At 72.6% G+C, this 26,766-nt stretch carries 23 protein-coding genes; 9 read left to right on the forward strand and 14 right to left on the reverse strand.

Features of this window, described 5'->3' with window-relative positions; all coding sequences use genetic code 11:
• Position 1 precedes the first annotated feature (1 nt).
• From typA to CELF_RS14635, 3 genes are all read right to left on the reverse strand, one after another.
• The gene (gene typA / locus CELF_RS14625; RefSeq protein ID WP_013772048.1) at positions 2 to 1,933 is read right to left on the reverse strand and encodes a translational GTPase TypA; all 1,932 of its coding nucleotides are present in this window, start codon (positions 1,931 to 1,933) and stop codon (positions 2 to 4) included.
• Positions 1,934 to 2,032: 99 nt separating this feature from the next.
• The gene (locus CELF_RS14630; RefSeq protein WP_013772049.1) at positions 2,033 to 3,835 is read right to left on the reverse strand and encodes an ABC transporter substrate-binding protein; all 1,803 of its coding nucleotides are present in this window, start codon (positions 3,833 to 3,835) and stop codon (positions 2,033 to 2,035) included.
• Between the two features lie 239 nt (positions 3,836 to 4,074).
• Positions 4,075 to 5,970, reverse strand: a complete 1,896-nt coding sequence (locus CELF_RS14635; RefSeq protein ID WP_013772050.1) for an ABC transporter ATP-binding protein — start codon at positions 5,968 to 5,970, stop codon at positions 4,075 to 4,077.
• A gap of 89 nt (positions 5,971 to 6,059) precedes the next feature.
• Between CELF_RS14635 and CELF_RS14640 the strand changes: the two genes are divergently transcribed.
• Positions 6,060 to 6,671 carry a PH domain-containing protein gene (locus CELF_RS14640; RefSeq protein WP_013772051.1) on the forward strand — a complete coding sequence of 204 codons (612 nt, stop codon included), beginning with the start codon at positions 6,060 to 6,062 and terminating at the stop codon, positions 6,669 to 6,671.
• A gap of 17 nt (positions 6,672 to 6,688) precedes the next feature.
• Here CELF_RS14640 and CELF_RS14645 read toward each other — a convergent pair whose 3' ends face one another.
• From CELF_RS14645 to CELF_RS14655, 3 genes are all read right to left on the reverse strand, one after another.
• Positions 6,689 to 7,744, reverse strand: coding sequence for an ABC transporter permease (locus CELF_RS14645; RefSeq protein WP_013772052.1), 1,056 nt, complete (start codon positions 7,742 to 7,744; stop codon positions 6,689 to 6,691).
• Positions 7,741 to 9,384 carry an ABC transporter permease gene (locus CELF_RS14650; protein WP_013772053.1) on the reverse strand — a complete coding sequence of 548 codons (1,644 nt, stop codon included), beginning with the start codon at positions 9,382 to 9,384 and terminating at the stop codon, positions 7,741 to 7,743. Before CELF_RS14650 ends, CELF_RS14645 begins: the two co-directional genes overlap by 4 nt.
• Before the next feature lie 197 nt (positions 9,385 to 9,581).
• Positions 9,582 to 11,447, reverse strand: coding sequence for an ABC transporter family substrate-binding protein (locus CELF_RS14655; protein ID WP_013772054.1), 1,866 nt, complete (start codon positions 11,445 to 11,447; stop codon positions 9,582 to 9,584).
• 375 nt (positions 11,448 to 11,822) lie between these two features.
• Here CELF_RS14655 and CELF_RS14660 point away from each other — a divergent pair, with 375 nt between their 5' ends.
• The 3 genes from CELF_RS14660 to CELF_RS14670 all read left to right on the forward strand — a co-directional run bounded on the left by CELF_RS14660 (position 11,823) and on the right by CELF_RS14670 (position 13,378).
• Entirely contained in the window at positions 11,823 to 12,287 is a 465-nt protein-coding gene (locus CELF_RS14660) for a nitroreductase/quinone reductase family protein (protein WP_013772055.1), read from the forward strand.
• 86 nt (positions 12,288 to 12,373) lie between these two features.
• Positions 12,374 to 12,811: an iron chaperone gene (locus CELF_RS14665; protein ID WP_013772056.1), complete on the forward strand. Its 438-nt coding sequence runs from the start codon at positions 12,374 to 12,376 to the stop codon at positions 12,809 to 12,811.
• Positions 12,812 to 12,979: 168 nt separating this feature from the next.
• On the forward strand, positions 12,980 to 13,378 hold the full coding sequence (locus CELF_RS14670; protein ID WP_013772057.1) for a hypothetical protein: 399 nt from the start codon (positions 12,980 to 12,982) through the stop codon (positions 13,376 to 13,378).
• A gap of 13 nt (positions 13,379 to 13,391) precedes the next feature.
• Here the strand turns inward: CELF_RS14670 and CELF_RS14675 are convergent, their stop codons facing one another.
• Positions 13,392 to 14,234, reverse strand: a complete 843-nt coding sequence (locus CELF_RS14675) for a helix-turn-helix transcriptional regulator (RefSeq protein WP_013772058.1) — start codon at positions 14,232 to 14,234, stop codon at positions 13,392 to 13,394.
• A 129-nt stretch (positions 14,235 to 14,363) separates the two neighbouring features.
• Here CELF_RS14675 and CELF_RS14680 point away from each other — a divergent pair, with 129 nt between their 5' ends.
• Complete coding sequence (locus CELF_RS14680) at positions 14,364 to 15,302, forward strand: SDR family oxidoreductase (RefSeq protein ID WP_013772059.1); 939 nt, start codon at positions 14,364 to 14,366, stop codon at positions 15,300 to 15,302.
• 137 nt (positions 15,303 to 15,439) lie between these two features.
• Here the strand turns inward: CELF_RS14680 and ychF are convergent, their stop codons facing one another.
• Genes ychF through CELF_RS14700 form a run of 4 tightly spaced genes read right to left on the reverse strand, consistent with a single transcriptional unit; the run spans position 15,440 to position 19,303 of the window.
• Complete coding sequence (gene ychF, locus CELF_RS14685) at positions 15,440 to 16,516, reverse strand: redox-regulated ATPase YchF (RefSeq protein ID WP_013772060.1); 1,077 nt, start codon at positions 16,514 to 16,516, stop codon at positions 15,440 to 15,442.
• Between the two features lie 11 nt (positions 16,517 to 16,527).
• The gene (locus CELF_RS20030) at positions 16,528 to 16,947 is read right to left on the reverse strand and encodes a DUF2510 domain-containing protein (RefSeq protein ID WP_013772061.1); all 420 of its coding nucleotides are present in this window, start codon (positions 16,945 to 16,947) and stop codon (positions 16,528 to 16,530) included.
• 29 nt (positions 16,948 to 16,976) lie between these two features.
• A complete protein-coding gene (locus tag CELF_RS14695; protein WP_013772062.1) occupies positions 16,977 to 18,530 on the reverse strand; it encodes a hypothetical protein in 1,554 nt (517 codons plus the stop codon).
• Positions 18,506 to 19,303 (reverse strand): ABC transporter ATP-binding protein, encoded by a 798-nt coding sequence (locus CELF_RS14700; protein ID WP_013772063.1) that lies wholly within the window; start codon positions 19,301 to 19,303, stop codon positions 18,506 to 18,508. The genes CELF_RS14695 and CELF_RS14700 overlap by 25 nt, the downstream gene beginning before the upstream one ends.
• 67 nt (positions 19,304 to 19,370) lie before the next feature.
• Here CELF_RS14700 and CELF_RS14705 point away from each other — a divergent pair, with 67 nt between their 5' ends.
• Positions 19,371 to 20,783, forward strand: coding sequence for a DNA recombination protein RmuC (locus tag CELF_RS14705; RefSeq protein WP_013772064.1), 1,413 nt, complete (start codon positions 19,371 to 19,373; stop codon positions 20,781 to 20,783).
• A 14-nt stretch (positions 20,784 to 20,797) separates the two neighbouring features.
• Here the strand turns inward: CELF_RS14705 and CELF_RS14710 are convergent, their stop codons facing one another.
• Complete coding sequence (locus CELF_RS14710) at positions 20,798 to 21,841, reverse strand: 4-hydroxy-3-methylbut-2-enyl diphosphate reductase (RefSeq protein ID WP_013772065.1); 1,044 nt, start codon at positions 21,839 to 21,841, stop codon at positions 20,798 to 20,800.
• Between the two features lie 189 nt (positions 21,842 to 22,030).
• Between CELF_RS14710 and xseA the strand changes: the two genes are divergently transcribed.
• From xseA to CELF_RS14725, 3 genes are all read left to right on the forward strand, one after another.
• Positions 22,031 to 23,278 (forward strand): exodeoxyribonuclease VII large subunit, encoded by a 1,248-nt coding sequence (gene xseA, locus CELF_RS14715; protein WP_013772066.1) that lies wholly within the window; start codon positions 22,031 to 22,033, stop codon positions 23,276 to 23,278.
• A 133-nt stretch (positions 23,279 to 23,411) separates the two neighbouring features.
• Positions 23,412 to 23,717, forward strand: a complete 306-nt coding sequence (locus CELF_RS14720; RefSeq protein WP_013772067.1) for an exodeoxyribonuclease VII small subunit — start codon at positions 23,412 to 23,414, stop codon at positions 23,715 to 23,717.
• Positions 23,714 to 24,637 carry a carbohydrate kinase family protein gene (locus tag CELF_RS14725; protein ID WP_013772068.1) on the forward strand — a complete coding sequence of 308 codons (924 nt, stop codon included), beginning with the start codon at positions 23,714 to 23,716 and terminating at the stop codon, positions 24,635 to 24,637. The genes CELF_RS14720 and CELF_RS14725 overlap by 4 nt, the downstream gene beginning before the upstream one ends.
• Positions 24,638 to 24,640: 3 nt before the next feature.
• Here CELF_RS14725 and CELF_RS14730 read toward each other — a convergent pair whose 3' ends face one another.
• Together CELF_RS14730 and CELF_RS14735 are read right to left on the reverse strand one after the other, a co-directional pair.
• Positions 24,641 to 25,909, reverse strand: coding sequence for an ABC transporter ATP-binding protein (locus tag CELF_RS14730; protein WP_013772069.1), 1,269 nt, complete (start codon positions 25,907 to 25,909; stop codon positions 24,641 to 24,643).
• 14 nt (positions 25,910 to 25,923) lie between these two features.
• Positions 25,924 to 26,763 (reverse strand): carbohydrate ABC transporter permease, encoded by an 840-nt coding sequence (locus tag CELF_RS14735; protein ID WP_041554458.1) that lies wholly within the window; start codon positions 26,761 to 26,763, stop codon positions 25,924 to 25,926.
• Positions 26,764 to 26,766: the final 3 nt, after the last annotated feature.

A 26,766-nucleotide genomic window follows, 5' to 3' on the forward strand; every position in this document is an offset into this window, starting at 1 on the left:
CTCAGGACTTCTTGTTGCGCGCGGTGATGCGGGCGCGCTCCGTCTGGTCGAGCACCACCTTGCGGATCCGGACGATCTCCGGGGTCACCTCGACGCACTCGTCCTCGCGCGCGAACTCGAGCGACTCCTCGAGCGTGAGCTTGCGCGGCGGCACGAGGTTCTCGAAGTTGTCCGCCGTGGAGGAGCGCATGTTGGTGAGCTTCTTCTCCTTGGTGATGTTGACGTCCATGTCCTCGTTGCGGGAGTTCTCGCCGACGATCATGCCCTCGTAGACCTCCTGCGTGGGGTCGACGAAGAACGAGCCGCGCTCCTGCAGGTTGATCATGGCGAACGGCGTCACGACGCCCGCGCGGTCGGCGACGAGCGAGCCCGACTGGCGGGTCTCGATCGGTCCGGCCCACGGCTCGTAGCCCTCGGAGATGGACGACGCGATGCCGGTGCCCCGCGTGTCGGTGAGGAACCGGGTGCGGAAGCCGATGAGGCCACGGGCGGGGACCAGGAACTCCATGCGGACCCAGCCGGTGCCGTGGTTCGACATGGTCTCCATGCGGCCCTTGCGCTGCGCCAGGAGCTGCGTGACCGCGCCGAGGTACTCCTCGGGGACGTCGATCGTCATGCGCTCGACGGGCTCGTGCACCTGGCCGTCGACCTTCCGGGTGACGACCTGCGGCTTGCCGACGGTCAGCTCGAAGCCCTCGCGGCGCATCTGCTCGACGAGGATCGCGAGCGCGAGCTCGCCACGGCCCTGGACCTCCCACGCGTCCGGCCGGTCGGTCGGGACGACGCGCAGCGACACGTTGCCGACGAGCTCCTTGTCGAGCCGGTCCTTGACCTGGCGCGCGGTGACCTTGTGGCCCTTGCCGCCCTTGCCCGCGAGCGGGCTGGTGTTGATGCCGATCGTCATCGAGATGGCCGGGTCGTCGACCGTGATGAGCGGCAGCGGCCGCGGGTCGTCCGGGTCGGTCAGCGTCTCGCCGATCGTGATGTCCTCGATGCCCGCGACGGCGACGATGTCGCCGGGGGCGGCGGAGTCCGTGGGGACGCGCTCGAGCGCCTTGGTCTCGAGCAGCTCGGTGATGCGCACGTTCTGCAGCGACCCGTCCTGCCGGGCCCACGCGACCGTCTGGCCCTTGCGCAGCGTGCCGTTGAAGATGCGCAGCAGCGCGAGGCGGCCGAGGAAGGGCGACGCGTCGAGGTTGGTGACGTGCGCCTGCAGCGGGGCGCCCTCCTCGAACGTGGGGGCGGGGATCTTCTCGAGGATCGTCGCGAACAGCGGCTCGAGGTCCTCCGAGTCCGGCAGGCCGCCGTCGGCGGGCTGGGTGAGCGACGCGCGGCCGGCCTTCGCGGCGGCGTAGACGACGGGGACGTCGAGGATCGCGTCGAGGTCGAGGTCCGGCACGTCCTCGTGCAGGTCGGACGCGAGCCCGAGCAGCAGGTCGGTCGCCTCGTGCACGACCTCGTCGATGCGGGCGTCGGGGCGGTCGACCTTGTTGACCACGAGGATCACGGGCAGCTTGGCCGCGAGGGCCTTGCGGAGCACGAAGCGCGTCTGCGGCAGCGGGCCCTCGGACGCGTCGACGAGCAGGACGACGCCGTCGACCATCGACAGGCCGCGCTCGACCTCGCCGCCGAAGTCGGCGTGCCCGGGGGTGTCGATGACGTTGATCGTGATGCCGTCGGGCTGACCCGCCGCGGCCGCCGCGGGCCCGGCGTACCGGATCGCGGTGTTCTTCGCGAGGATCGTGATGCCCTTCTCGCGCTCCAGGTCGCCGGAGTCCATCGCACGCTCGTCGACGTGCGCGTGCTCGCCGAAGGCGCCGGACTGCCACAGCATCGCGTCGACGAGGGTGGTCTTCCCGTGGTCGACGTGGGCCACGATCGCGACGTTGCGCAGGTCGGCGCGCACGCCGGTGACGGTCGTGGACTCAGGCATGGGTGTACTCGGCTTTCGCAGGTGGGGAGCGCGCCGGGACGTGGCGCCGGACGATTCTACCCGCCCGACCCCTGCGGGCGCCGTGGCGCCCGTCACGCGTCAGGACGCGGAGCGGGCCCACCCCCACCACGACGTCAGGTCCGCGCGGCTGAGGGCGAGGGGCGGCACGTCGGCCACCTGCGGGAGCCGGTCGGCCGTCTCGGTGTCCGGCTCGCGGGTGGCGACCAGGACCGGCTGGCGCACCAGCGACAGGACCGCCGCGCCGTCTGCGAGCGTGGCAGCGACGGCGTCGAGCGCCTCGGGCCGGGCCGCCGTGTCGAGGGACGTGGTCAGGGCGTCGACGGCCGCGTCGGTCGCGGGCGACGTCCAGCCGGTGACGTTCGTCGCGCCCTGCGTGCGCCACCGGGCGGCCGTCGCCGCGGCCCCGAGGTCGGCCTGCGGGACGGGCAGCAGCGCGACGTCCCACGCGTCGGTCGCGTCGCGCAGGTCCGCCGTGACGTCGCCGACCGGCTCGTACCGGCGCACCGCGAAGCCGGCCTCCGCGGCCTGCTCGGTGAGGAGGTCGAGGACCCGCAGGCGCACCGGGTCAGCCGTGTTGGTGAGCACGCGGACGACGACCGGGGTGCTGACCCCGGCCGCCGCGAGCGCGGACTCCGCGGCGGCGACGTCGGTCTCGGGTCCGTCGACCTCGCCCGCCTCGGGACCGACCGCGGGCAGCAGCGCGTCCGCCGGCTCCGCCTCCGGCCACAGGCGCGACGCGACCGACTCGACGACCTCGTCCCGCGGGACGGTCGCGAGGAACGCGGTGCGCACCGCCGCGGCCTTCGCCGCGTCCCCCTCGTAGGCGGCCGGGTCGAACGCTCCCCCGCCCGCGACCTGGAGCTGCAGCTGCAGCGTGGCGTCACCACCCGCCGCCGTCGTCACGTCCTCGACGTCGTCGAGCGCGTCGAGCACGTCGACGGTGTCCGCGGGTGCGATGACGTCGACCTCGCCGTCCCGCAGCGCCGTGACCTGGTCGAGCGGGTGGAGGTCGGTGCGCAGCACGACCCGGTCGTACGCTGCCGGCCGCTCGCCGTCGTACTCCTCGTTCCGGACCAGCTCGACGGTCCGCCCCGGCACGACGCGGTCGACGACGTAGGGGCCGGTCGTGACGGCGGCCGTCGCGTCCTCGGCGAGCAGCTCGGCCGTCGTCGCGGTCCGCCACGCGCGCGACAGCGACCGCAGCGCGCCCTTGTCCTCGGCGGCGAACGCCGCCGTCACCGCGGCGGCGGCCTCCTGCGGGTCCTCCACGCCGAGCACGCTCGTCCCGAGGACGTGCGCGGGCACGTTGACGTCGAGCGCGACCGCCCAGTCCGCGACCGGGGCGTCGTAGACGAGCGTGACCGTCGCGCCGTCGACCGCCGGGGCCTGCGGGACGTGCACGAGCGCCGCCGACGTCGCGGCGAAGGCCACGCCCGCGTCGAGCGCGTCGCCGTTCGTCAGCTCCCCGGCGGCGTCGACCTCGGGCACCACGTCGTCGTACATGCCGCTGCGCGCGGCCCACTCCAGGACGAGGTCGTGCGGCGTCACCGGGACGCCGTCCGACCACGTGGCGGTCTCCGCGATCGTGTACCGGACGGTGAGCGGCGCGTCGGCGACCTTCTCGACCGTCCCGAACGACGTGTCGAAGGCGGGCGAGCCGTCCTCCTCGACGGACACGAACCCGGACTGCACGAGCGAGCGGACGAGCGTGCTGCCTGCGGTGCGCCCCTGCGACGTCCCCGCGTTGAGCGAGCCGAAGTCCGCGTCGACGGCGACGACGACCGTCCCGGCGCGCTCCGGGTCGGGCTCGACCTGCGTGCAGCCGCCCACGAGCCCGACCAGCACGACGAGCGCCGCGCCCCCCACCGACGACCTGCGCACGCCACGGACCTCCCGCTCGGAACGGATCCGACGGACGAACCGTCGGGCATCACCCAGGACGGTCTCACACCGCCCCTACCAGCGGATATCGGTCGGGACCACCCGGACCTGAACTCTGCCGGACATCAGGGACGTCGACGCCGCGCCACGCGGACGGCTTCGGTCCGCGACGGGCCCGGCACGGCGAAGGGCGGGCCGCACGGTCGTCCCGCGCAGCCCGCCCTTCGAGGTCCTCGACGTCAGACGCCGGTCCCGCCGTCGCGTGCGGAACGCGAGTCGACGTCGGACTTCGCCTTCTGCTCGCGGTCGTCGAGCTCGGCCAGGAGCCGCTTGCGCTCGTCGCCCGCGGCACGGCGTCCGGCCTCGGTGTCGGCCTGGCGCAGCGCGGCCTCGGCCTCCTCGATGAGCCGGTCGCGCTCCTCGCGGCGCAGCTTCTGCTCCGCGGGGTTCGGCACGGGGACCGCGGCGAGCAGGCGCCGCGTGTAGTCCTGCTGCGGGCGGCGCAGGATCTCGTCGCGCGGACCGACCTCGACGAGCTGGCCCTTGTTGAGCACCGCGATCCGGCTGGACAGGATCTCGACGACGGCCAGGTCGTGGCTGATGAACAGGCACGCGAAGCCGTACTCGCGCTGCAGCTCCTGGAACAGCTCGAGGACGCGGGCCTGCACGGACACGTCGAGCGCGGACGTCGGCTCGTCGGCGATGAGCAGCTTGGGGCTCAGCGCGAGCGCACGCGCGATGCCGACGCGCTGGCGCTGGCCGCCGGACAGCTCGTGCGGGTAGCGGTTGCGCATCGAGCGCTGCAGGTGGACCCGGTCGAGCAGGTCCTCGACGCGCTTGCTCAGCTCGGCGCCCTTGGCGATGCCGTGCAGCTTGAGCGGCTCGCCGATGGACTCGCCGATCGGCAGGCGCGGGTTGAGCGACGACCCCGGGTCCTGGAAGACGATCGACACGTCCTGGCGGACCCCGCGCAGGGCCTTGGGCTTGATGCCGGCCAGCTCGACGCCGTTGACCTTCATGGACCCACCGGCGACGGGGAGCAGACCGACCGCGGCACGGCCGACGGTCGTCTTGCCCGAGCCGGACTCGCCGACGAGGCCGAGCACCTCGCCGCGGCCGATCGTCAGGTCGACGCTGTTGATCGCCCGGAACGCGGGGATGCGGCCGCGCGACGGGTACTCGATGACGAGGTCGCGCGCCTCGAGCGCGAACTCGGTGGGTGCCGCGGCGGGCGCGGTCACCGGCGTGGCGGTGGTCGCCGACGTGACGTCGTGCTCCGCGCCGGGCGCCTGGAACGTCTCCGACCCGAGGTGCGGCACGGACTCCAGGAGCTGGATCGTGTACGGGTGCGTCGGGCGGTTGAAGATCGCGTCGGACGTGCCCTGCTCGACGATCCGCCCGTTCTTCATGACGAGCACGCGGTCGGACAGGTCGGCGACGACGCCCATGTCGTGCGTGATGAGCACGATCCCGGAGTCGATGCGGCTGCGCAGGTCGCGCATGAGCTTGAGGATCTCGGCCTGGACGGTCACGTCGAGGGCCGTCGTCGGCTCGTCCGCGATGAGCAGCTTCGGGTCGCACGCGAGCGCCTGGGCGATCATCGCGCGCTGCCGCTGCCCGCCCGACAGCTGGTGCGGGTACTTGTCGACGGCACGCTCGGGGTCCGGGATGTCGACGAGCTTGAGCAGCTCGACGGCCCGCACCCGCGCGGCCTTCGGGCCCATGTCGAAGTGGACGCGCAGCGTCTCGATGATCTGGAACCCGACGGTGTAGACGGGGTTCAGGGCGGTCATCGGCTCCTGGAAGATGACCGCGACCTCCTTGCCGCGGACGCTGCTGAGCTGCTTGTGCGTCAGCCCGAGCAGCTCGCGGCCCGCGAGCTTCGCGGAGCCGGACGCGCGGCCGTTGGGCGGCAGCAGGCCGATGAGCGACATCGACGACTGCGTCTTGCCGGAGCCGGACTCGCCGACGATGGCGAGCACCTCCCCGGGGCGCACGTCGTAGGACACGTCGATCGCGGCGGGGTACCACTCGCCGTCGACGAAGAACTCGACGGCCAGGTCACGGACCTCGAGGATGGGCGCCTTGCCGTCCGGCTGGGGGGCCGGGACGGGCGCGAGGGTCTCGGTGCTCACGGTTCGAGCGGTTCCTTCCGTGCGGGGATCTCCGGTGCGGTCGCGCGGTGGCGCGCAGCCGGTCCGGAGCCGTCTGGGACGATGACCGCATGGTGGCGGACGTCGTGGAGTACCGGCCGGGGTTCGGCCGAGGTCTTGCTGTGGTCGTGGTGGTGCTGTGCCTCGTGGGTGCCGTGAGCGGTCTGCTGACCGACGCCGGCACGACGCTGCCCTACCTGCCCCTGCTCGCGCTGATCGCCGTCGGCGCCTGGGCGGCGTACTGGCGTCCCGCCGTCGTGGTGACGCCCGCGGGGGTCGAGCTGCGCAACGTGCTGCGCACGGTCGAGATCCCGTGGCCCGCCGTGCAGGAGATCGGCACCCAGTACGCGCTCACGCTGCGCACCGCGTACGGCTCGTACGCCGCGTGGGCCGCTCCCGCACCGAGCGCGGTGCGCACGGGACGGGCCCAGGCCGGTGACGACAAGCACCTGCCGAGCAGCACCTACGGCCCCGGCGGCAGCGTGCGTCCCGGCGACCTCGCCCGGACCGGGTCCGGTGAGGCCGCCGCGATCGTCCGCCACCGCTGGGAGCAGGTGCGCGACGCAGGCCTGCTCGACGACCCCCGCCTCGAGCACGAGCGCCCGCGCGTGCGCTGGCACACCGGCACGATCGCCGCGACGGCGGTCCTGCTGGTGGCGAGCGTCGTGGCGCTCGTGCTCTGAGCGGAGGGTCACGGGGATCAGGCCTGGGCGGTCGCCACGCCGGACTTGCGGTCCGCGCGACGCGCGGCGCGGGCCAGGGCACGGCGCGTCGGGATGCGGCGCTGCCGCGGGTCGAACGCGTCGCGCAGTCCGTCGCCGATGAAGTTGATGCACAGCGCGATCGTCACGATGAACAGACCCGGCCACCAGAACAGCCAGGGCCGCGTGGCGAAGGCCGTCTGGTACTCGTTGATGAGGTTGCCCAGCGAGACGTCGGGGTACGTGATCCCGAAGCCGAGGTAGCTCAGCGCCGTCTCGAGCAGGATCGCCGCGGCCATGAGCAGCGTCGCGTTGACGATGATGACGCCGACGGCGTTCGGCAGGATGTGCTTGAACATGATCCGGCCGTTGCTGGCGCCGGCGACGCGCGCGGCGTCGACGAACTCCCGCTCGCGCAGCGACAGGAACTCGCCACGGACCAGACGGGCCATGGACGTCCACGTCACGACGCTGAGCGCGAGCGCGAGCGTGATCGGGCTGGCGCCGCCGACCCACGCACCGAGGATCGCGCCGACCATGATCACCGGGATCGTGATGACCATGTCCGTGAAGCGCATGAGCAGGTTGTCGAGACGCCCGCGGAAGAAGCCCGCGAACGCGCCGAGCGCGATGCCGATGGCGGACGCGAGCAGGCCGATCACGAACATGACGAGCAGCGACTGCTGCGTCCCGCGCATGACGAGCGCGAACACGTCCTTGCCGATGTTGTCCTGGCCGAACGGGTGCTCGCCGAACGTGATGCCGCCCGAGAACGACATGGTCGGCGCACCGCCGGAGTTCACGACTGGCGCGAGGTCCGTCGGCGTCCACTTCCACCAGCCGGGGATGGGACCCCAGCCGATCGAGGTCGTGGCGAGCACGACGACGCAGAGCAGCACGAACGCGGACGCCATGGCGCCGCGGTGGCGCAGGAACCGCCGCAGGACGATGCGGCCCTGCGAGAGGCCCTCGACCTCCTTGAGCTCGATGGCGTTCTCGACGGCGTCGTGGTGCTCGGTGTCGAGCTGAGGCGAGATGGGCGTGGGCGTGGTCATGCGTTCACCCGGATCCTGGGGTCGAGGGCGGCGTAGACGAAGTCCACGACGATGTTGGCGAGGACGAGCAGGGTCCCGACCACGAGGAAGTACCCCATGATCGGGTCGGCGTCCTTCGCCCCCAGCGAGTGGATGAAGAGCGAGCCCATGCCGCTCCACGAGAAGATGCGCTCGGTGATGATCGCGCCGCCGAACAGGGCCGCGATGTCGAGCGGGATGATAGTCGCGAGCGGGATGAGCGCGTTGCGGAACGCGTGCCGCACCGTGACGACCCGCTCCGGCAGGCCCTTGGCCCGCGCGGTGCGGATGTAGTCCTGGTTCATGACCTCGAGCAGGCTCGCGCGCGAGTACCGCGTGTACGACGCGAACGAGATGAGGATCAGCGCGATCGTCGGCAGGATCAGGTGCGTGAACCGGTCGAGCGTCTCGACCCAGTAGTCGCCGTTGAGGCCGGGCGTCTGCGAGCCGATGGTCGCGATGGGGCGGCCGTTGATGTAGCTCGAGTCCGTGTACGGCTTCCAGACGTCCATGACCCGGTCGACGTAGATGAGGCCCGCGACGACGAAGGCCGTGATGGCCGCGTTGCGCATCGACTGCCCGTAGTCCGGACCGCCGAACAGCCGGCCGACGACGAGACCCACGACGACGGCGAGGACGGCGAGGCCGAGCACCCACGTGCCGTTGAACCCGGGCGCGACGAAGACGTACTTGAGCGGGAACCACAGCGCGACGCCGATGACCACGACCGTGAGCGCGGAGTACAGCGCCCGGCGGTTGCGCAGGCCCGTCGTCATGGCCGTGAGACCGACCGCGGCGGCGGCGCCGAGGACGGCGATGCCCGCCATGCCGAGGCTCGGGTCGAGGAGCCAGCCGCTCTGCAGCACCCCGAACAGGACGAGCCCGGACGCGACGGCGGACATGCCGAACGTGATGAGGCGCCGGCGCAGGTTGCCGCCGACGAGCACCTGCCACAGCAACCCGGACAGCACGGCGAGCAGGACGATCGTCAGCGTGCTCATCGTCGGGTCGGCGAGGAAGTCGTTGAAGCCGATCGCGCCCCACAGCTTGAGGAGCACCGCGACCCAGAACGACGGCAGCGAGTACAGGACGAACGACAGGAACGTCACCGAGTAGTCGAAGCCGGTGTACTGGCGCAGGGCGGACGCGATGCCGACCGTGATGCCGAGGACGACGGCGAGCACCGTCGCTCCGCCGACGAGCTGCACGGTCGAGGGGATCGCGCTCGCCAGGAGGTCGGTGACCTGCTGGCTGGTGACCCAGCTCTCGCCCAGGGTGCCGCGGCCCACGAGGTAGCCGAGCACGCCGGCGAGCCACTTGAAGTAGCGGATGACCGGCGGGGTGTCGAGGTCGAGCGCCCGGATGCGGGCCTCGATCAGCTGCTCCTTGTTGGGGGCGCTGCTCGCGTACAGGTCCTCGAGCGGGTCGAGCGCGTACGCCAGGAGCATGTAGACGATGAACGTCGCCCCGAGCAGGACGACCGCCGAGGACAGCAGACGGCGACCGATGAAGGTCAACGTCGGCGCGGAGACGCTCAGGCGTCGGCGCCGGGGGGCCTGCGCGGCCGGAGCGGCTGTGGCCGCTGCCGGCGCCGGCGCCAGGCTCTTCTCAGAGGTGACCATGGGGTCCTGACCTCGTTCGCGTGGGGATGGTGGCGAAGGACGATTCTACGAGGGCCTGGGCGCATCGGTCGTACCGCAGGTCCCAGGCGCGCGTCCGCCCAGGTCAGCTAGGTGCTGGTTGCCTGGGCGAACGACGAGGGTGCCGCGGCCGGACGGCCGCGGCACCCCCTGTCGTGCGTGTCACAGCGAGCTGAGGATCAGCCCTCGGTCTCCTCGGTCGCAGCCGGGGTGGCCGACGGCGCGTCGAGCGAGTCCTCCGCGCTGATCTCCCACTCCCAGTAGTTCCAGAAGATGGTCGGCGACAGCGGGATCGTCGAGACGCCCTGCAGCACGTCGCGGTTGGCGACGACGCCCGGGAACTGGAAGATCGGGACACCGAAGGCGTCGGCGTAGAGCTGCTTCTCGATGTTGGTCGTCAGCTCCTTCTCCTCGTCGCCCTCCGCCGTGGCCATCTCCTCGTACCAGGCGTCGACGTCGGCGTTCGAGTAGCCACCGAAGTTGTTCAGACCGCCGGTGACGTAGTTGCCCTCGGAGTTGAGCGCGAAGGTGTTGGTCGACTGCCAGCCGAACAGCGACGCGTCGTAGGACGCCGTGTCCGTCAGGCGCTGACCCCACTGGTCGTCGCCCTCGTCGATGACGGTGAAGCCGGCCTGCGCCGCCGACGCCGCGATGAGCTGGTACTCGTTGGCACGACGGACGTTCGACTTGCCGTACAGGAAGCGGACGTTGACCGGGGTCGCGACGCCGGCCTCGGCGAGGAGCGCCTTGGCACCCTCGATGTCGACCTCGGCGTACGCCTCGGAGCCGTTGTTCGCGATGACGTCGTCGTACGTCGGGGAGCCCGGGACCACCGTGAAGGAGTCACGCGTCTCGGCGTCCTCCTGCAGCGGCTTGATGAGCTTCTCGATGATCTCCTGGCGGGGGACCGTCTTGAGGAACGCCTCGCGGACCTTGCGGGCCTTCTCGGCGTCGCCGCCGTAGGTCGCCGGGTCGAACGGACCACCGTTGTTCATGATCGTGTCGACGTGCTCGAACGTGCCCTCGGGCGCGGTCGTGTACTCGATGCCGTCGAGGCCCTCGAGCGTCTTGATGACGTCGACGGACGACTGCGGCTGGATGAGGTCGACCTCACCGTTCTGGAGGGCCGTGACCGACGCCAGCGGGTCCTCCGTGTAACGGATCGTGACGGACGAGACGTTGGGCTTGGGGCCCCACTCGTAGTCGTCGCGCGCCGTGAGCGTCATGTACTGGTTCTCGACGTAGTCGGACATGACGTACGCGCCGGACGACAGGTAGAGCTGCGGGTCGTCGGGCAGCGACGTGAAGTCGAAGCCGGAGTTCCAGACCTTGGCGATCTTCGACAGGTCCTCGGTCTTGTTCTCCGTGAACGCGTCGATGATGGCCTGCTTGCCCTCCTCGGCGTCCTCGATGCCGAGGGCGAGGTTCGCGACCGCGTGCGCGGCGACGGGCGACGGCTGGACCGAGACCTCCCAGTCGGAGCGCGGCTCGGAGTAGACGAACTCGACCGAACGGCCGTCGTCACCGATGGTCGGCGCGTCGTTGATGAGGGTCATCGCGACGGAGGAGCCGTCGAAGTAGACGCCCGCGTCGATCGCCTCCTGGTTGGAGACGTTGCCCTCCTCGTCGTACTCAGGCTGGACGTTGTCGAAGTCGTCGTCCTGCGGGCCCCACCAGAGGATGAGGTCGGCGGCGTCGACGGCGGTGCCGTCCGACCACTTGACGCCCTCGCTGAGGGTGTACTTGATGGTCAGCGGGTCGTCGGAGACCTTCTCGTACGTGCCCACGTCCTCGTTCTTCACGAGGTTGAGGTCGCCGTCGTAGTAGTTGAACTGCGCGTTCGTCAGGTACAGAACGTTCGCGTTGGTGGTCGCGTTGCCGACCGACGTGAGGTTGTTCTGCGAGTAGAACGGCTGGTTCCAGCCGACGCTGACCGAGGTGTCCTCCTCGATCGCCGAGCCCGTCTCAGGTCCGGAGCATGCTCCGAGCACCAGGGCGCCGATGGCGACCGGGGCCGCCGCGGCGCTGATTCGCCTGATCTTCAATGTTCCTCCTGGGAAGGGGAGGACGTGCGGCGCCACCGTGCGTCCGGGATGACCGGTCGCCCGACAGCAGACTGGTACACGTCCGCCGTGAGTTGGGCACACGCTAGTCAAGCAGCGTCGGACATATCGGGCACGCCGAGGCGGTCCGACTGATCGTTACCTGATTGATACTGGCTGGTACCGTCCACGATACGAGACACGCCGCCTGGGGAAACATCACGGAAACATGTCCGATCCGCTGGTCAGGACGCTCTGAACGGGCAATTCGCACGCACGGCCGGCGGAAGTCTGCTATGGACGAGCGCCACCCCGGTCGGCACCCCTGTCTCGGGCGGCTGACGGCCCGCACGCCCACGGATGCCCCAGGATGCGGCCATGGACCTCAGTCGCTCGCTGCGCCACCTCGGCCGCACGCGCGCGTTCGCTCGCGTCGGCCGCGCCGTCTCCCGACTCGACCTGCGCCTGCAGCGCGCCACCGGCGGGCGCTGGAGCGTCCTGGGGCGGCCGACCCTCCCCCAGCTCGTCCTCACCACCACCGGTCGCCGGTCCGGCGAGCCGCGCGACGCCGTCCTGCTGTACGCGCGCGACGGTGACCGGTGGGTCGTCATCGGCTCGAACTGGGGGCAGCAGCACCACCCCGCCTGGTCGCTCAACCTCCTGGCGGACCCCCGCGCGCGCGTCACCGTGCACGGCCGGGGCGTCGACGTGGTCGCGCACCTCGCCGACGACACCGAGCGTGGGCGCCTGCTCGACGCGCTCCGTGCCGTGTGGCCCGGGTACGACGACTACGCCGAGCGGTCGGGCCGTGACCTGCGCGTCTTCGTCCTCGACCCCCTCTGACGCATCGATCAGGATCGGAGAAGCGCCCGTCGGCCCACCGTTCCTACGCTGGCCACGACGCACCGTCCCCGACGAGAGGCAGGCCCGTGGCCACCAACAGCACCGCCGACGAGACCACCGACGGCTTCACCGACGACGAGCGCGCCGCGATGAAGGAGCGCGCGAAGGAGGTCCGCGGGAAGAAGGCGAAGGTCGACCCCCTGCAGGACCTCCTCGAGAAGATCGCCGCGCTGCCCGACGACGACCGGCTCCTCGCCGAGCGTGTGCACGCGATCGTCACCGAGGTGGCCCCCGCGCTGTCGCCCAAGACCTGGTACGGCATGCCCGCGTGGGCCAAGGACGGCAAGGTCGTCGTGTTCGTGCAGCCCGCGTCCAAGTTCAAGGCGCGCTACGCGACCCTCGGGTTCAACGACGACGCAACCCTCGACGACGGCGACATCTGGGCCACGTCCTTCGCGGTCACGCAGGTCACGCCGGCCGTCGAGCAGCAGATCCGCGAGCTCGTCGCCCGGGCCGCCGACTGACCGACACGCCCCGGGGCGGACCGCGGTCGTTCGCCCGGGTCCGGGGGCTCGCCGCGAGCGCCCCCGGTGGCGTCTACGACGGCTGGGAGGCGAGCGTCTGAGCGCGCCTACCGGTCCGGCACGTCGCCGTCGTGGCGCGTCGGGACCTGCGTGGCGCAGCATGGCGGCATGCCGCGGTACGCGATCGACGCCACCACGCTGCTCTTGCTCGTCGACGAGGGGCACCGGCCGCCGACCGACGTGCAGCTCGTCGCGCCGAAGTCGGTCCTCGTCGACGGCCTCGAGCTCCTGCTCGCCGCCGTGCGGGCCGGGCAGCGCGACGCCGACGACGCGCTGCGCGCGCACACCCGCATGACGGAGACCAGGATCCGGCTGCTCGGTGACCGCGTCTCGCGTCGGCGCGCCTGGGAGCTGGCCCTGGCGCACGGCTGGGACGGGGTGCACGTCGCCGAGTACGTCGCCGTCGCGCAGCTGCAGGCGGACGCGCTCGTCGCCGGTGACCCTGCGCTGCGTGCAGCGGCGGCGGGTGTCGTCGCGCTGGCCGAGCCGGCGGTCCTCGTCGGCTGAGGTCCTGCCGGCGTCAGCGGAGCGCCTGCGCGCCGATCACCCCGAGGAGCTCGAGCTTCTCCTGACTCTCGGTGCCCGGGACCGCCGTGTAGACGAGCAGCGAGTGCGACTGCACGGGGTCGACGAGCGTCTGGCAGGACAGCTCGATCGTCCCGAGCTCGGGGTGGAGGAAGTGCTTGACCTCGGGTGGTCGCAGGCCGACCTCCTGCCGGTCCCAGAGGGTGCGGAACTCCTCGCTGCGCTCCAGCAGGTCGTCGGCGAGCTCCGCCGCACGCGACGGCCGCCCGCGCATCGCCAGGACCTCGCGCAGTCCCGAGACCCACAGCCGCGACAGGTACGCGTGATCGTCCGGCGCGTAGAGGCGCCGGCTCGACGGGTCGGCGAACCACCGGTACCCGATGCTGCGCGCGAGCCCGGTCAGGCCGGCGGTGTCACCCGTGAGCGCGACGCCGACGGGCGTCTGCCTGAGCGTCTCGCCGAGCTCCGTCACGATCTCCGCCGGGGTGTCCTGCAGCCGGTCGAAGATCCGCAGCAGGCCGGGGCCGACGTGCTCGCCGGGAGTGCCGCGCGGGGGCGGCCGGTGCCCGGCGAGCCGGAACAGGTGGTCGCGCTCGGCGACCGTGAGGTGCAGGCCCTGCGCGATCGAGGCGACCATCTGCTCCGACGGCTGCGGCCCCGTGCCGCGTTCCAGCCGGGCGTAGTAGTCGGTCGACATGTGGCACAGCGCCGCGACCTCCTCCCGGCGCAGGCCCTCGGTCCGCCGTCGCCGCCCGCGGGGCAGGCCGACGTCCTCGGGCTGCAGCGCCTCGCGGCGGTGCCGCAGGAACTGCGCCACCGCGGGCCGGTCGATGCTCACGTGGTCCTCCTCGGGTCGTCCGCGACCGTTCTACCGGGCGGCGTCCGGCCCATCCACTGACTGCCAGGCCCTGGATACGGTCCCCGCGCCGGGCGAGGGTCGAGGCACCACGACGACAAGGAGCACCTCATGGCACCGCGCGACCTCACCGTCCCCGACCTCACCGGCACCCGGGCGGTCCTCACGGGCGGCAGCGACGGCATCGGCCTGCGCATCGCGACGCGGCTCGCCGCGGCCGGCGCCGACCTCGTCCTGCCCGTGCGCAACGTCCGCAAGGGCGAGGCCGCCGTCGCGACCATCCGCGCCACCGTCCCCGGTGCCGCCGTCACGCTGCACCCGATGGACCTCGCGAGCCTCGAGTCCGTCGCGGCGTTCGGCGAGACGCTGCTGCGCGACGGCAGGCCGGTCCACCTGCTCGTCAACAACGCGGGCGTCATGACCCCGCCCGCCCGGCAGACGACCGTCGACGGGTTCGAGCTGCAGCTCGGCACCAACCACCTCGGGCACGTCGCGCTCGTCTCGCACCTGCTCCCCCTGCTGCGCGCGGGCCGCGCCCGCGTGACGTCGCAGGTCAGCGTCGCTGCCGCCCGTGGACGGATCCGCTGGGACGACCTGCAGTGGGAGCGCACGTACGACGGCATGGCCGCCTACCGGCAGTCGAAGATCGCGCTCGGCCTGTTCGCCCTCGAGCTCGGACGCCGCAGCACCGCCGCCGGCTGGGGCCTGACGAGCACGCTCACCCACCCCGGTGTCGCCCCGACCAGCCTGCTGTCCGCCCGCACCGAGCTCGGCCGCTCCGACGACACGCGAGCCGTCCGTGCCATCCGCTGGCTGTCCGCGCGCGGCATCCTCGTCGGCACCCCCGAGACCGCCGCGCTCCCCGCGCTCTACGCCGCGACCTCCCCCGACGCCCGCGACGGCCGGATGTACGCCCCGAGCGGCCCGGGCCACCTCGGCGGCGCCCCCGCCGAGCAGCGGCTCTACCCCACCCTGCGCAGCGAAGACGAGGCCCGCCGCGTCTGGGACGTGTCCGAGCAGTTCGTCCGCGAGACCTTCACCGTCGTCTGACGCGCGGCGACGAGCGGAGCCGTGCCCGAGCCCGCCGCGCCTCTGTCACGTTCAGTTCGGCGCCTCGACGGCGCGGCCCCGGCTGCGTGCCCTCGCCACGGCCGTGCGTGAGCGCTGGGACCCGCGAGGCCCCCGCATCAGACGTTGAAGCGGAACTCCACCACGTCGCCGTCGGCCATGACGTAGTCCTTGCCCTCGACGCGGGCCTTCCCCGCGGCGCGGGCGGCCGCGACCGAGCCCGCGGCGACGAGGTCGTCGAACGAGATGACCTCGGCCTTGATGAAGCCCTTCTGGAAGTCCGTGTGGATGACCCCGGCCGCCTGCGGGGCGGTCCAGCCCTGCCGGATCGTCCAGGCGCGGGCCTCCTTCGGGCCGGCCGTGAGGTACGTCTGCAGGCCGAGCGTGTGGAAGCCGACGCGGGCGAGCTGGTCGAGGCCCGCCTCCTCCTGGCCGTTCTCGGCGAGCATCTCCGCCGCCTCGTCGGGCTCGAGCTCGACGAGCTCGGACTCGAACTTTGCGTCGAGGAAGATCGCGTCGGCGGGCGCCACGAGGGCGCGCAGCTCGTCCTGCATCGCGGTGTCGGCCAGGCCCGCGTCGTCGGTGTTGAAGACGTAGATGAACGGCTTGGCCGTCATGAGCTGCAGCTGGGCGACGTGCTCGTCGGCGGCGAGGCCTGCGGCGAACAGGGTCTGGCCCTTCTGCAGGACCTCCTGGGCGGCGACCGCGGCGGCGAGGAGCGCGGGCTCGGCCTTCTTGCCCTTGACCTCCTTCTCGAGGCGCGGGATCGCCTTCTCGAGGGTCTGGAGGTCGGCGAGGATCAGCTCGGTGCTGATGATCTCGATGTCGTCCTTCGGGTTCACCGCGCCCGAGACGTGCACGACGTCCGGGTCGGCGAACGCGCGCGTCACCTGGCAGATCGCGTCGGCCTCGCGGATGTTCGCGAGGAACTTGTTGCCGAGCCCTTCACCCTCGCTCGCACCCTTGACGATGCCGGCGATGTCCACGAACGAGACGGTCGCGGGCAGGATGCGCTCGGAGCCGAACACGTCCGCGAGCACCTGCAGGCGCGGGTCCGGCAGCGGCACGACACCGACGTTGGGCTCGATCGTCGCGAACGGGTAGTTCGCCGCGAGGACCTGCGCACGGGTCAGCGCGTTGAAGAGGGTGGACTTGCCGACGTTGGGCAGGCCGACGATGCCGATGGTGAGTGCCACGGGCGGCAAGTCTACGGGCGCACCGCGGTCTGCTCGATCCGCTCGATCCGCTCGAAGACCATCGTCGCCTGGATCCGGTCACCGCCGCCGAGGCCCTTGCTGCCGGACGCAGCCGTCGTGGTGGTGTGCAACCGGTAGCCCAGCGCTGCCTGCGAGTTGATGGCCCTCTCCAGCTCCGGCAGGTTTCCCGAACCCGTCCCCCACAGCTTTTCCTTGAGGATCACCTGCAGAACGACGTAGTTCATGCTCGGTGGGGCCGGGTGGGGACGCGCGCCCGCGACTGCTTCTGCCTCGATCTTGTCGACGACACCACCGATGCCGGCCCGCGGCGCGGCCGGCGGCTGCACCTGGTCGGTCCACACGCGCCCGTCCCACCACCGCATCGCCCCGGAGCCGTCCGGATACCACCCTGCCTGCGCATCGACCGCCACGTTCTCGCCTCTCTGATCGACGGTCAGGGTCAGGCGAAGGAGACGAGCCGCGCGAGGAGCTCGGTCTGCCGCCGCTCGAGCACCCGCCCGCCCACGCGGACACCGACGACGAGCGCGACGGCGCCGAGCACGAGCCCGACGACGAGCGTGACGACGCCGAGGACGACGCTGCCCTGCCGGATCGCGAGGAACGCGAGGATCCCCTCGGGCAGGCACGCGGTCGCGACGGCGAGCGAGCCGCCGAGCTGCGACACCACGGCCGTGGTCCCGCCGTTGGCCTTCGTCTGGAAGGGGTTCTCCCCCGCCTTCTGCACCGGGTAGACGAACAGCGCGGACGCGATGCTCGACGCACCCCACGCCGTCAGCAGCACGCCGAACGACACCCCGACGAGCGGCACGGCGTCGGCCGGGCGGCCCAGCAGGACCGGCGGGAGGACCGCGCACAGCAGCACGACGGGCACGCCGAGCACCGCGGCGGACAGGATCCGGCCGAGCCGGTCGACGGTGCCGCGCAGGGGCGCAGCGACGTGCGTCCAGAACGCCGTGCCGTCGTAGGCGACGTCCGCCGAGATGCCCCAGCCCATGAAGTACGCGGCGACGGGACCGAGGATCAGCAGCAGCGCGCCGTCAGGGGCGACGAACCACAGGAACACGGGCGTGATCGGCAGGAAGACGAGCGACGCGGCGTACCGGGGGTCGCGCACCCAGTAGGTGAGGCAGCGCGCCGTAACGGCTCCGAGCGGGGTCGCCGGCAGCCGGCCGAACCAGCCGAGCGAACGGTTGCCGCCGCCGGCACGCTCCTGGACGGGGTTCACGAGGCTGTGCGACAGGCTCCGCTCCCACGCGACCGCCAGCACGAACAGCGTCGCGATCGCGACCGCGAGACGGCCCAGCGCGACGAGCCACCGGCCCTCGGCGACCGCGGCGGGCACGCCCCACGACGCGCCGAGCGGCGACCACGCCAGGCTCTCGACCAGGCCGTCGAGGTCGCGACCGCCGAAGGCCCCGTCGAGGCTCGACAGGATCGGGCCGAGCAGGAAGATCGGGACCAGCGCGACGATCGCGAGCAGCTCCCGCACGCGGCGGCGTGCGACGAGCGGGGCGACGAGCGTCGTGGTGGCACGGCTCCCGACGACGGCGGTCGCGAGGAACAGCAGCGCCGCGGGCACGGCCGCGACGAGGGCCGCCGGGTCGCGCCACCAGGACGCGACGGTCCCGAGCGACACGAGCGTCGTCATGATGCCGGGGACGCCGATCAGGCCACCGATCGCGAGACCCGTGACGAGCTGGCGCCGCGGGATCGAGAACGTCGCGAAGCGTGCCGGGTCGACCGTGGAGTCCACCCCGAAGGCGACGAGCGGGACGACCCACCACCCGAGCATGACGACCGAGCCCGCGAGCACCACGGCCGTGGCCAGCGCGTCCGGCGCGGTGATCGACACGGCGATGATCCCGACGACCGCGAGACCCGTGACGAAGAGCCCGTAGAGCAGCCCGATGACGATCCCGACGACCTGCCACACGCTGCGCTTGAACCCGTTGCGCAGCAGCGTGACCTTCAGTCGGACGAGGTGCGCAACCACGCGAGCCCCTCCCCGCTGACCCGGCCGCCGACGAGCTCGACGAACCGGTCCTCCAGGCTCGCGTCGCCGCGGACCTCGTCGACCGTGCCCGCGGCGAGCACGTGCCCGCCCGCGATGATCGCGACGTGGTCGCACATGCGCTGCACGAGGTCCATGACGTGCGACGACACGATCACGGTGCCGCCCGAGCGCACGTAGGACGCGAGGATGTCGCGGATGTTGGCGGCGGACACCGGGTCGACCGCCTCGAACGGCTCGTCGAGCACCAGCAGGCGCGGCACGTGCACGAGCGCGCACGCCAGCGCGACCTTCTTCGTCATGCCCGCGGAGTAGTCGACGACGAGCGTGCCCGCGTCGGCGGTGAGGTCCATCGCGGCGAGCAGGTCGCGCGTGCGGGCCGCGGTCGTGTCGCGGTCGAGGCCGTGCAGCAGGCCCGCGTAGGTGATGAGCTGCTCGCCCGTGAGGCGGTCGAACAGCTTCACGCCGTCGGGCAGGACGCCGAGCATCGCCTTGACCTGGTTCGGGGACGCCCACAGGTCCTGGCCGTGCACGTGCACCGTCCCGGCGTCCGGCAGCAGCAGGCCGGTCGCCATGGACAGCGTCGTCGTCTTGCCGGCGCCGTTGGGCCCGACGAGGCCGTAGAACGACCCGGCGGGCACGTCGAGGTCCACGCCGGCGACGGCGATCTTCTGTCCGAACCGGCGCCACAGCCCCCGCAGCGCGAGCGCCGGTGGAGCGATGGCGGGGGTGCTGACGGAGTCCTGGGGCAGCATCGGCCCAGCATAGGCGGGGTGCGTGCCGCTCCGGGGCGATGTCGGCGGCGACTGCGAGGCTGGGCGCATGCAGATGCTCCTCCTCGGTCTCGCGCTCGGTCTCGTCGTCGGCGCCGTCGTCGCGTGGGTCCTCGCGTCGTCCGCCGCGACCCGCCGCACGGGCGCCCGGCTGCACGCCGCGGAGGTCGAGGCCGCCCGCGTGCGGGCCGTGCTCGACGCGGAGCGCGCCGCGACGGCGCAGCGCATCGAGGCCGCGCAGGCCGACGGGGAGCGGCTCGCCGACCAGTTCCGGGCGCTCGCGGCGGATGCCCTCGCGACCAGCACCGACCAGTTCCTCGCGCTCGCGCACCAGCGGTTCGCGGCCGACCACCAGACGCAGGTCGGGGAGCTCGCGCAGCGCGAGCAGGCCGTCCGGGCCCTGGTCGAGCCGCTGACCCGCACGCTCGACCACGTGCGCACCGAGCTCGCGGAGGCCGAGAAGGCGCGCGTCGAGGGCCACGCGGCGCTCGGCGAGCAGGTCCGGGCGATGCGCGTCGCGTCCGAGCAGCTGCGCGGCGAGACGGCGCAGCTCGTCACCGCGCTGCGGTCGTCGCAGGTGCGCGGGCGGTGGGGCGAGGTCCAGCTGCGCCGGGTCGTCGAGGCCGCCGGGATGCTCGCGCACGTCGACTTCGTCGAGCAGGAGCAGGTGCGCACCGACGACGGGCTCCTGCGGCCCGACATGGTCGTGAAGCTCGCAGGCGGCAAGCAGGTCGTCGTCGACGCCAAGGTCGCGTTCCTCGGCTACCTGGAGGCGACGCAGACCGACGACGAGACCGTCCGGGCGCAGCGGCTCGCGGCGCACGCCCGGCACGTCCGCAAGCACGTCGACGACCTCGCGTCGAAGCGGTACTGGGACCAGTTCGCGCCCGCGCCGGAGTTCGTCGTGATGTTCGTGCCCGCGGAGTCGTTCCTGCACGCCGCCGCCGAGCAGGACCCGACGCTCGTCGAGTACGCGTTCGAGCGCAACGTCGTCCTCGCGACGCCCGTCACCCTCCTGACGCTGCTGCGGACCGTGGCGTACGCGTGGCGCCAGGACGCGCTCGCGAGCAACGCGCAGGCGGTGCTGACGCTCGGCAAGGAGCTGCACGGGCGGCTCGCGACCATGGGCACGCACCTCACACGGCTCGGGCGCGCGATCGACTCCGCAGCGGGCGCCTACAACCAGGCCGTCGGCTCGCTGGAGACGCGGGTCCTGGTGAGCGCGCGCCGGTTCGCCGACCTGCACGTCGTCGACGGCGACCTGCCGACGCCGACGCCGGTGAACCCGCAGCTGTCGGTCGTGAGCGCCCCCGAGCTCGTCGCCTCGGCGACGGACCAGATCGTCGCGCTGGACGAGCACGTCCTGGGCGACGCGGCGTCACGACGCGACGAGCAGGCGTTCGCCACGGAGCGCGCACGGCAGGACGCCCTGGGCGCGGTCGACCCGGGCGCCTCCGCCTGACGGGCGGGCCGCGCTCAGGCGGGCTGGACGTCCAGGGAGCGGCGGTCCTCGCGGCGGGGGCGGTCGGGCGTGGCGCCCGAGGCCTTGAGGTCGGCGCGGAGCTCGCGCGGCAGGGAGAACATGAGGTCCTCGGTCGCGGTGCGGACCTCCTCGACGTCGCCGAAGCCGTGCTGCGCGAGCAGCTCGAGGACGTCGCGGACCAGGATCTCCGGCACGGACGCGCCGGAGGTCACGCCCACCGTCGTGGCCCCCTCGAGCCAGGCGGGGTCGATCTCGGCAGCCTTGTCGACGCGGTAGGACGCACGCGCCCCGGCATCGAGGGCGACCTCGACGAGCCGCACCGAGTTGGACGAGTTCGCGGAGCCCACGGTGATGACGACGTCGCAGTGCGGCGCGAGCTTCTTGACCGCGACCTGGCGGTTCTGCGTCGCGTAGCAGATGTCGTCGCTGGGCGGGTCCTGCAGCAGCGGGAACTTCTCGCGCAGGCGGCGGACGGTCTCCATGGTCTCGTCGACCGACAGCGTGGTCTGCGAGATCCACACGACCCGCGCGGGGTCGCGCACCTCGACCCCGTCGACGGCGTCCGGGGAGTTGACGACCTGGATGTGCTCGGGCGCCTCGCCCTGCGTGCCCTCGACCTCCTCGTGACCGTCGTGGCCGATGAGCAGGATGTCGAAGTCGTCGGCGGCGAACCGCACGGCCTCCTTGTGCACCTTCGTGACCAGGGGGCACGTCGCGTCGATCGTCTGCAGCGACCGCGCGGTCGCCGCGGCACGGACCGCGGGCGAGACGCCGTGCGCGGAGAACACGACGCGCGCACCCTCGGGCACCTCGTCGGTCTCGTCGACGAACACCGCGCCACGGGCGGACAGCGTCTCGACGACGTACTTGTTGTGCACGATCTCCTTGCGGACGTACACGGGCGCGCCGTAGTGCTCGAGGGCCTTCTCGACGGCGACGACGGCCCGGTCGACGCCGGCGCAGTACCCGCGCGGTGCCGCGAGCAGCACGCGCTTGGTCGACGGCACGCCGGGGGCCTGGTCGGTCGCAGAGGTCACGTCCCGAGTCTACGTTCGGACCGCCGGGGCACCGGCCGCAGGGCCCCGGGTGTGACGCACCTGCACGCGACGCGCACGACGTCCCCACGAGCCGGGCGTCGCCCGACGTCCGCGCGCGGCGACGCCGACGTCACGCCGCACGCCCGCCCGCGTGCCGGGGCTGTCGGCGACGTGGGGCAGGCTGTGCGGGTGAGCACCGACCCGTCGCCGGCCCGCCTGCCGCTGCCGCTGCGCGCCGCCGAGACGACGCCCGAGCGCCCGTGGCCGGTCCGGCACCTCGCGCCGAAGATCGCGGACTACGTCGCGCGGATGCCGCCGGTGTGGGTCGAGGGGCAGGTGCTCAACCTCAAGCGGTGGAACACCATGTACTTCCTCACGCTGCGGGACTCCGACCTCGACATGTCGCTGTCGGTCACCGCGCCCGCGAGCGCGATCCGGCGCCTGGGCGACGCCGCTGCGGACGGCGCGCACGTCGTCGTGCACGCGAGCCCGCGCTTCCACGCCAAGAAGGGCGACCTGACGTTCCAGGCCGACGACGTGCGGCTCGTCGGCCTCGGCGAGCTGCTCGCTCGCATCGAGCACCTCAAGGGCGTGCTCGCGGCCGAGGGGCTGTTCGACCAGGGCCGCAAGCGTCCGCTGCCGTTCCTGCCCGCGGTCGTGGGGCTCGTGTGCGCGCAGCAGGGCGACGCCGAGCACGACGTCGTGTCGAACGCGCGCGCACGCTGGCCCGGGGTGCGGTTCGAGATCCGGCGCGTGACGGTGCAGGGGCCGCGCGCGGTGCCCGAGGTCTCGGCGGCGATCGCGGACCTCGACGCCGACCCGCGCGTCGAGGTCGTCGTGGTGGCGCGCGGCGGCGGCTCGTTCGAGGACCTGCTGCCGTTCAGCAACGAGACGCTGGTGCGGGCGGCGGCGGCGTGCCGGACGCCGCTGGTGTCGGCGATCGGGCACCACATGGACACCCCGCTGCTCGACCTCGTGGCCGACTTCCGCGCGTCGACGCCCACCGACGCGGCCAAGCGCGTCGTGCCGGACGTGACCGAGGAGCGGGCGCGCGTGCTCCAGCTGCGGCAGCGGTCGCGCGGTGCGCTCGTGCACCGGCTGACGCGCGAGCAGGCGGGGCTGGACCACTGGCGCAGCCGCCCGGCGCTCGCGAACCCCACGACGCTGGTCGACACGCACGAGGCCCGCGTGCAGGTGCTGCGGGACGCGGCACGGCGCGCGCTGCACACCGAGCTCGTGCACGGCCGGGCGGAGGTCGCGGGCCTCGCGGCGCAGGTCCGTGCCCTGTCCCCGGCCGCGACGCTCGACCGCGGCTACGCGGTGGTGCAGCGCGACGACGGCCACGTGGTCCGTGACCCCGCGGACGTGGCTCCCGGTGACGCCCTGCGCGTCCGCGTCGCCCGTGGCGAGCTCGCGGCGCAGGTCGTCGCACCCTGACCGGGCCGGTCGAGACCGTGACGTCGCCGTGACGGCGCGGCAACCATGTCGCCGTCTCGTGGCGATGCGTCGGTCTCGCACGAGGACGCGGGGCGGGCCGGGGGTGTGGGGTGCGGGTGGTTGACTGTGCGTCGTGCCGACGACGCCCGAGCCCAGCGCCGCCCCCGACTCACCTCCCCCCGCGCAGGTCGACCACCCCGACGTGGCCGCGTTGACCTACGAGCAGGCGCGCGACGAGCTCGTCCAGGTCGTGGCGCGGCTGGAGGCCGGCGGCGCGTCGCTCGAGGAGTCGCTGCGGCTGTGGGAGCGGGGCGAGGCCCTCGCCGCCCGCTGCCAGCAGTGGCTCGACGGCGCGCGTGAGCGCCTGGCTGCGGTGCGCGCGGCCGACGACGACGGCCCCGTGGGCCGCACCCCCACCCCCGAGGAGGACGAGCGATGAGCGAGCGGGCCCTGGTGATCGGCGAGGCGCTGGTCGACGCGGTACGGCGGCCCGACGGCTCGCACGCGCAGCACCCCGGCGGCAGCCCCGCGAACGTCGCGCTCGGGCTCGGGCGGCTGGGGCGCGAGGTCGACCTGCTCACGTGGCTCGGCGCGGACGCGGACGGCGACGCGGTCCGGGCGCACCTCGCGGCGTCGCACGTGCGCGTCCTGAGCGGCGACCGGCAGGCCGCGCGCACGCCCGTGGCGACGGCCCACCTCGACGCGGACGGCGTCGCGACGTACGAGTTCGACCTGGAGTGGGACCTGCCCGGCACGTGGGAGGAGCCGGAGGGGGACCCGCTCGTCGTGCACACCGGCTCGATCGCGGCGGTGCTTCAGCCCGGCGGCACCCGGGTCGCGCAGGAGGTGACGCGCCGGCAGGCGACGTCGACCATCACCTACGACCCGAACCTGCGTCCGGCGCTCATGGGCTCCCCTGAGCACGCGCTGCCGTTCGTCGACGCGCTCGTGCGCGTCGCAGACGTCGTCAAGGTGAGCGACGAGGACCTCGCGTGGCTGCACCCGGGGGTCGCCCCCGCGGAGATCGCCGAGGAGTGGAGCCGCTCGGGCCCGGCGCTCGTCGTCGTCACGCACGGCGGCGAGGGGGCGTTCGCGAGCACGTCGGCGGGCGCGCGACTCACTGTTCCGGCACCGAAGGTGCAGGTCGCGGACACGGTGGGCGCGGGCGACTCCTTCATGGGCGGGCTCGTCGACGGCCTGTGGTCGGCGGGGCTGCTGGGCGCCGACCGGCGCGAGGCGCTGCGTGACGTGGACGCCGCGACCGTCGAGCGGGTGCTCGAGCGGTGCGCGCGCATCGCCGCGATCACGGTCTCGCGCCCGGGCGCGAACCCGCCGACGTCGGCCGAGCTCGGCGACTGACGCTCAGGCGGTCCTCGCGCGCTCCCGCTGCTCGCGGGCGTGCGCACGCTCGATCGACGCCTTGCGGTCCTGCTCGTTCTGCTCGTCGATGGTCCGCGCCTGCTCGGCGTCGAAGGTGAGGTTCTCGCCCGTCTCCGGGTCGAACACGAGCGCCTTCGTCGCGTCGAACCACAGCGGCGCCCGGTCGCCGTCGCGCACCCGGCTGTCCGACGCGAGCGCGACGACGAGCTGCGTGCGCAGGCCCTCGCCGTCGAGGTCGCGGTCGAGCTCCTCGAGCTTGCCGCGCACCGACTCGTGCGTCTCGAACGGGATGTAGGCGAACAGGTCGGAGCCGAGCCACTCGGTCACGTCGACGTCCGCCTCGAACGTCACGCCACCCGTGCGCCCCTGCTTCTGGGCGACGGTGCCGTCCTCGAAGTGCTCGGGCCGGATGCCGACGATGACGAGCTGGCGTGAGCCGAGCCGGCGACGCAGGTCGTCCGTGATCGGGAGGTCCGCGAACGGCAGGTGCATCGTGTCGCCGTCGACCTCGCCCGGCACGAAGTTCATCGGCGGCGACCCGATGAACCCGGCGACGAACAGGTTGACCGGGTGCTCGTAGAGGGCGCGCGGGGAGGCGACCTGCTGCAGCTCCCCCTTGCGCAGCACCGCGACGCGGTCGCCGAGCGTCATGGCCTCGGTCTGGTCGTGCGTGACGTAGACGGTGGTGGTGCCCATGCGGCGCTGCATGCGGGCGATCTCGGTGCGCATCTGCCCGCGCAGCTTGGCGTCGAGGTTGGACAGCGGCTCGTCGAACAGGAACGCCCGCGCGTCGCGCACGATCGCGCGGCCCATGGCGACGCGCTGGCGCTGCCCGCCGGACAGGTTCGCGGGCTTGCGGTCGAGGTGGTCCTGCAGCTCGAGCGTCTTCGCGGCGAACGTCACCTTGTCGCGGATCTCCTGGTCGCTGAACTGGCCCTTGGTCAGCCGCAGCGGGAACGCGATGTTCTCGAACACCGTGAGGTGCGGGTACAGGGCGTAGTTCTGGAACACCATCGCGAGCTGCCGGTCCCGCGGTGCGCGCTCGTTCATGCGCTCGCCGCCGATGGTCAGCTCGCCGTCGGTGATGTCCTCCAGCCCGACGATCATCCGCAGCAGCGTCGACTTCCCGCAGCCGGACGGGCCGACGAGGATGACGAACTCGCCGTCGGCGATGTCGAGGCTCACGCCCTTCACCGCGTGGAACCCGTCGGGGTAGCGCTTCTGGATGTCGTGGAGGGTGATCGCAGCCATGGAGGTCTCCTTAGTCAGCCCTTGACCGCACCCTGGGTCAGGCCCGCGACGATCTGACGCTGGAACAGCAGGACGAGGATGACGACGGGGATGGTGACGACCACCGCCGCCGCCGAGATGGCGCCGGTCGGCTCCTCGAACTGCGAGGCGCCGGTGAAGAACGCGAGCGCGGCGGGCACGGGGCGCGCGCGGCTCGTCGAGGTGAGCGAGATGCCGTAGACGAAGTCGTTCCACGCGATGAAGAACGCGATGAGCGCGGTGGTGAACACGCCGGGGGCGGCGAGCGGGACGATCGCCTTGCGGAACGCCTGCCAGGTGGTCGCCCCGTCGACCTGGGCGGCCTGCTCGAGCTCCCACGGGATCTGCCGGAAGAACGCGGCGAGCGTCCAGATGGAGATCGGGAGGGTGAGCGACAGGTACGGGATGATGAGGCCCGCCCACGTGTCGTACAGGCCGATGTTGCGCCACAGGTTGAACAGCGGCGTGACGATGGAGATGACGGGGAAGATCGACACCCCGAGCGCCGTGGTGAGGATGAGCCGCTTGCCGGGGAAGTCGAGCCGCGCGATCGCGTACGCGGCGAGCGTCGCGAGCACGACCGCGATCGCCGTCGCGATGAGCGAGATGCCGATCGAGTTGCGCAGCGACGGCAGGAACAGGTCCCGTGCCGAGCCCTCGGGCCCGAGGATCTGCTCGTAGTTCGTCCACGTCCAGTGCGCCGGCAGGAACGTGCCGAGGTTGAGCTCGCTCGGGAGCTTGAAGGACGTCGCGAGGATCGACAGCACCGGGAACAGCGCGTAGACGAGGACGAGGACCGTGATGACGGCCCAGCCGACCTTCATGCGCGTCGTCATCGC

This window comes from Cellulomonas fimi ATCC 484 (assembly GCF_000212695.1).
In the GTDB taxonomy this organism is placed as follows: Bacteria; Actinomycetota; Actinomycetes; order Actinomycetales; family Cellulomonadaceae; genus Cellulomonas; species Cellulomonas fimi.

Coding starts and splice junctions, on each gene's coding strand:
- typA (WP_013772048.1), bottom strand. CDS start 1,933: ATGCCTGAGTCCACGACCGTCACCGGCGTGCGCGCCGACCTGCGCAAC.
- CELF_RS14640 (WP_013772051.1), top strand. CDS start 6,060: ATGGTGGCGGACGTCGTGGAGTACCGGCCGGGGTTCGGCCGAGGTCTT.
- CELF_RS14645 (WP_013772052.1), bottom strand. CDS start 7,744: ATGACCACGCCCACGCCCATCTCGCCTCAGCTCGACACCGAGCACCAC.
- CELF_RS14650 (WP_013772053.1), bottom strand. CDS start 9,384: ATGGTCACCTCTGAGAAGAGCCTGGCGCCGGCGCCGGCAGCGGCCACA.
- CELF_RS14660 (WP_013772055.1), top strand. CDS start 11,823: ATGGACCTCAGTCGCTCGCTGCGCCACCTCGGCCGCACGCGCGCGTTC.
- CELF_RS14670 (WP_013772057.1), top strand. CDS start 12,980: ATGCCGCGGTACGCGATCGACGCCACCACGCTGCTCTTGCTCGTCGAC.
- CELF_RS14680 (WP_013772059.1), top strand. CDS start 14,364: ATGGCACCGCGCGACCTCACCGTCCCCGACCTCACCGGCACCCGGGCG.
- CELF_RS14700 (WP_013772063.1), bottom strand. CDS start 19,303: ATGCTGCCCCAGGACTCCGTCAGCACCCCCGCCATCGCTCCACCGGCG.
- CELF_RS14705 (WP_013772064.1), top strand. CDS start 19,371: ATGCAGATGCTCCTCCTCGGTCTCGCGCTCGGTCTCGTCGTCGGCGCC.
- CELF_RS14725 (WP_013772068.1), top strand. CDS start 23,714: ATGAGCGAGCGGGCCCTGGTGATCGGCGAGGCGCTGGTCGACGCGGTA.
- CELF_RS14730 (WP_013772069.1), bottom strand. CDS start 25,909: ATGGCTGCGATCACCCTCCACGACATCCAGAAGCGCTACCCCGACGGG.
- CELF_RS14735 (WP_041554458.1), bottom strand. CDS start 26,763: ATGACGACGCGCATGAAGGTCGGCTGGGCCGTCATCACGGTCCTCGTC.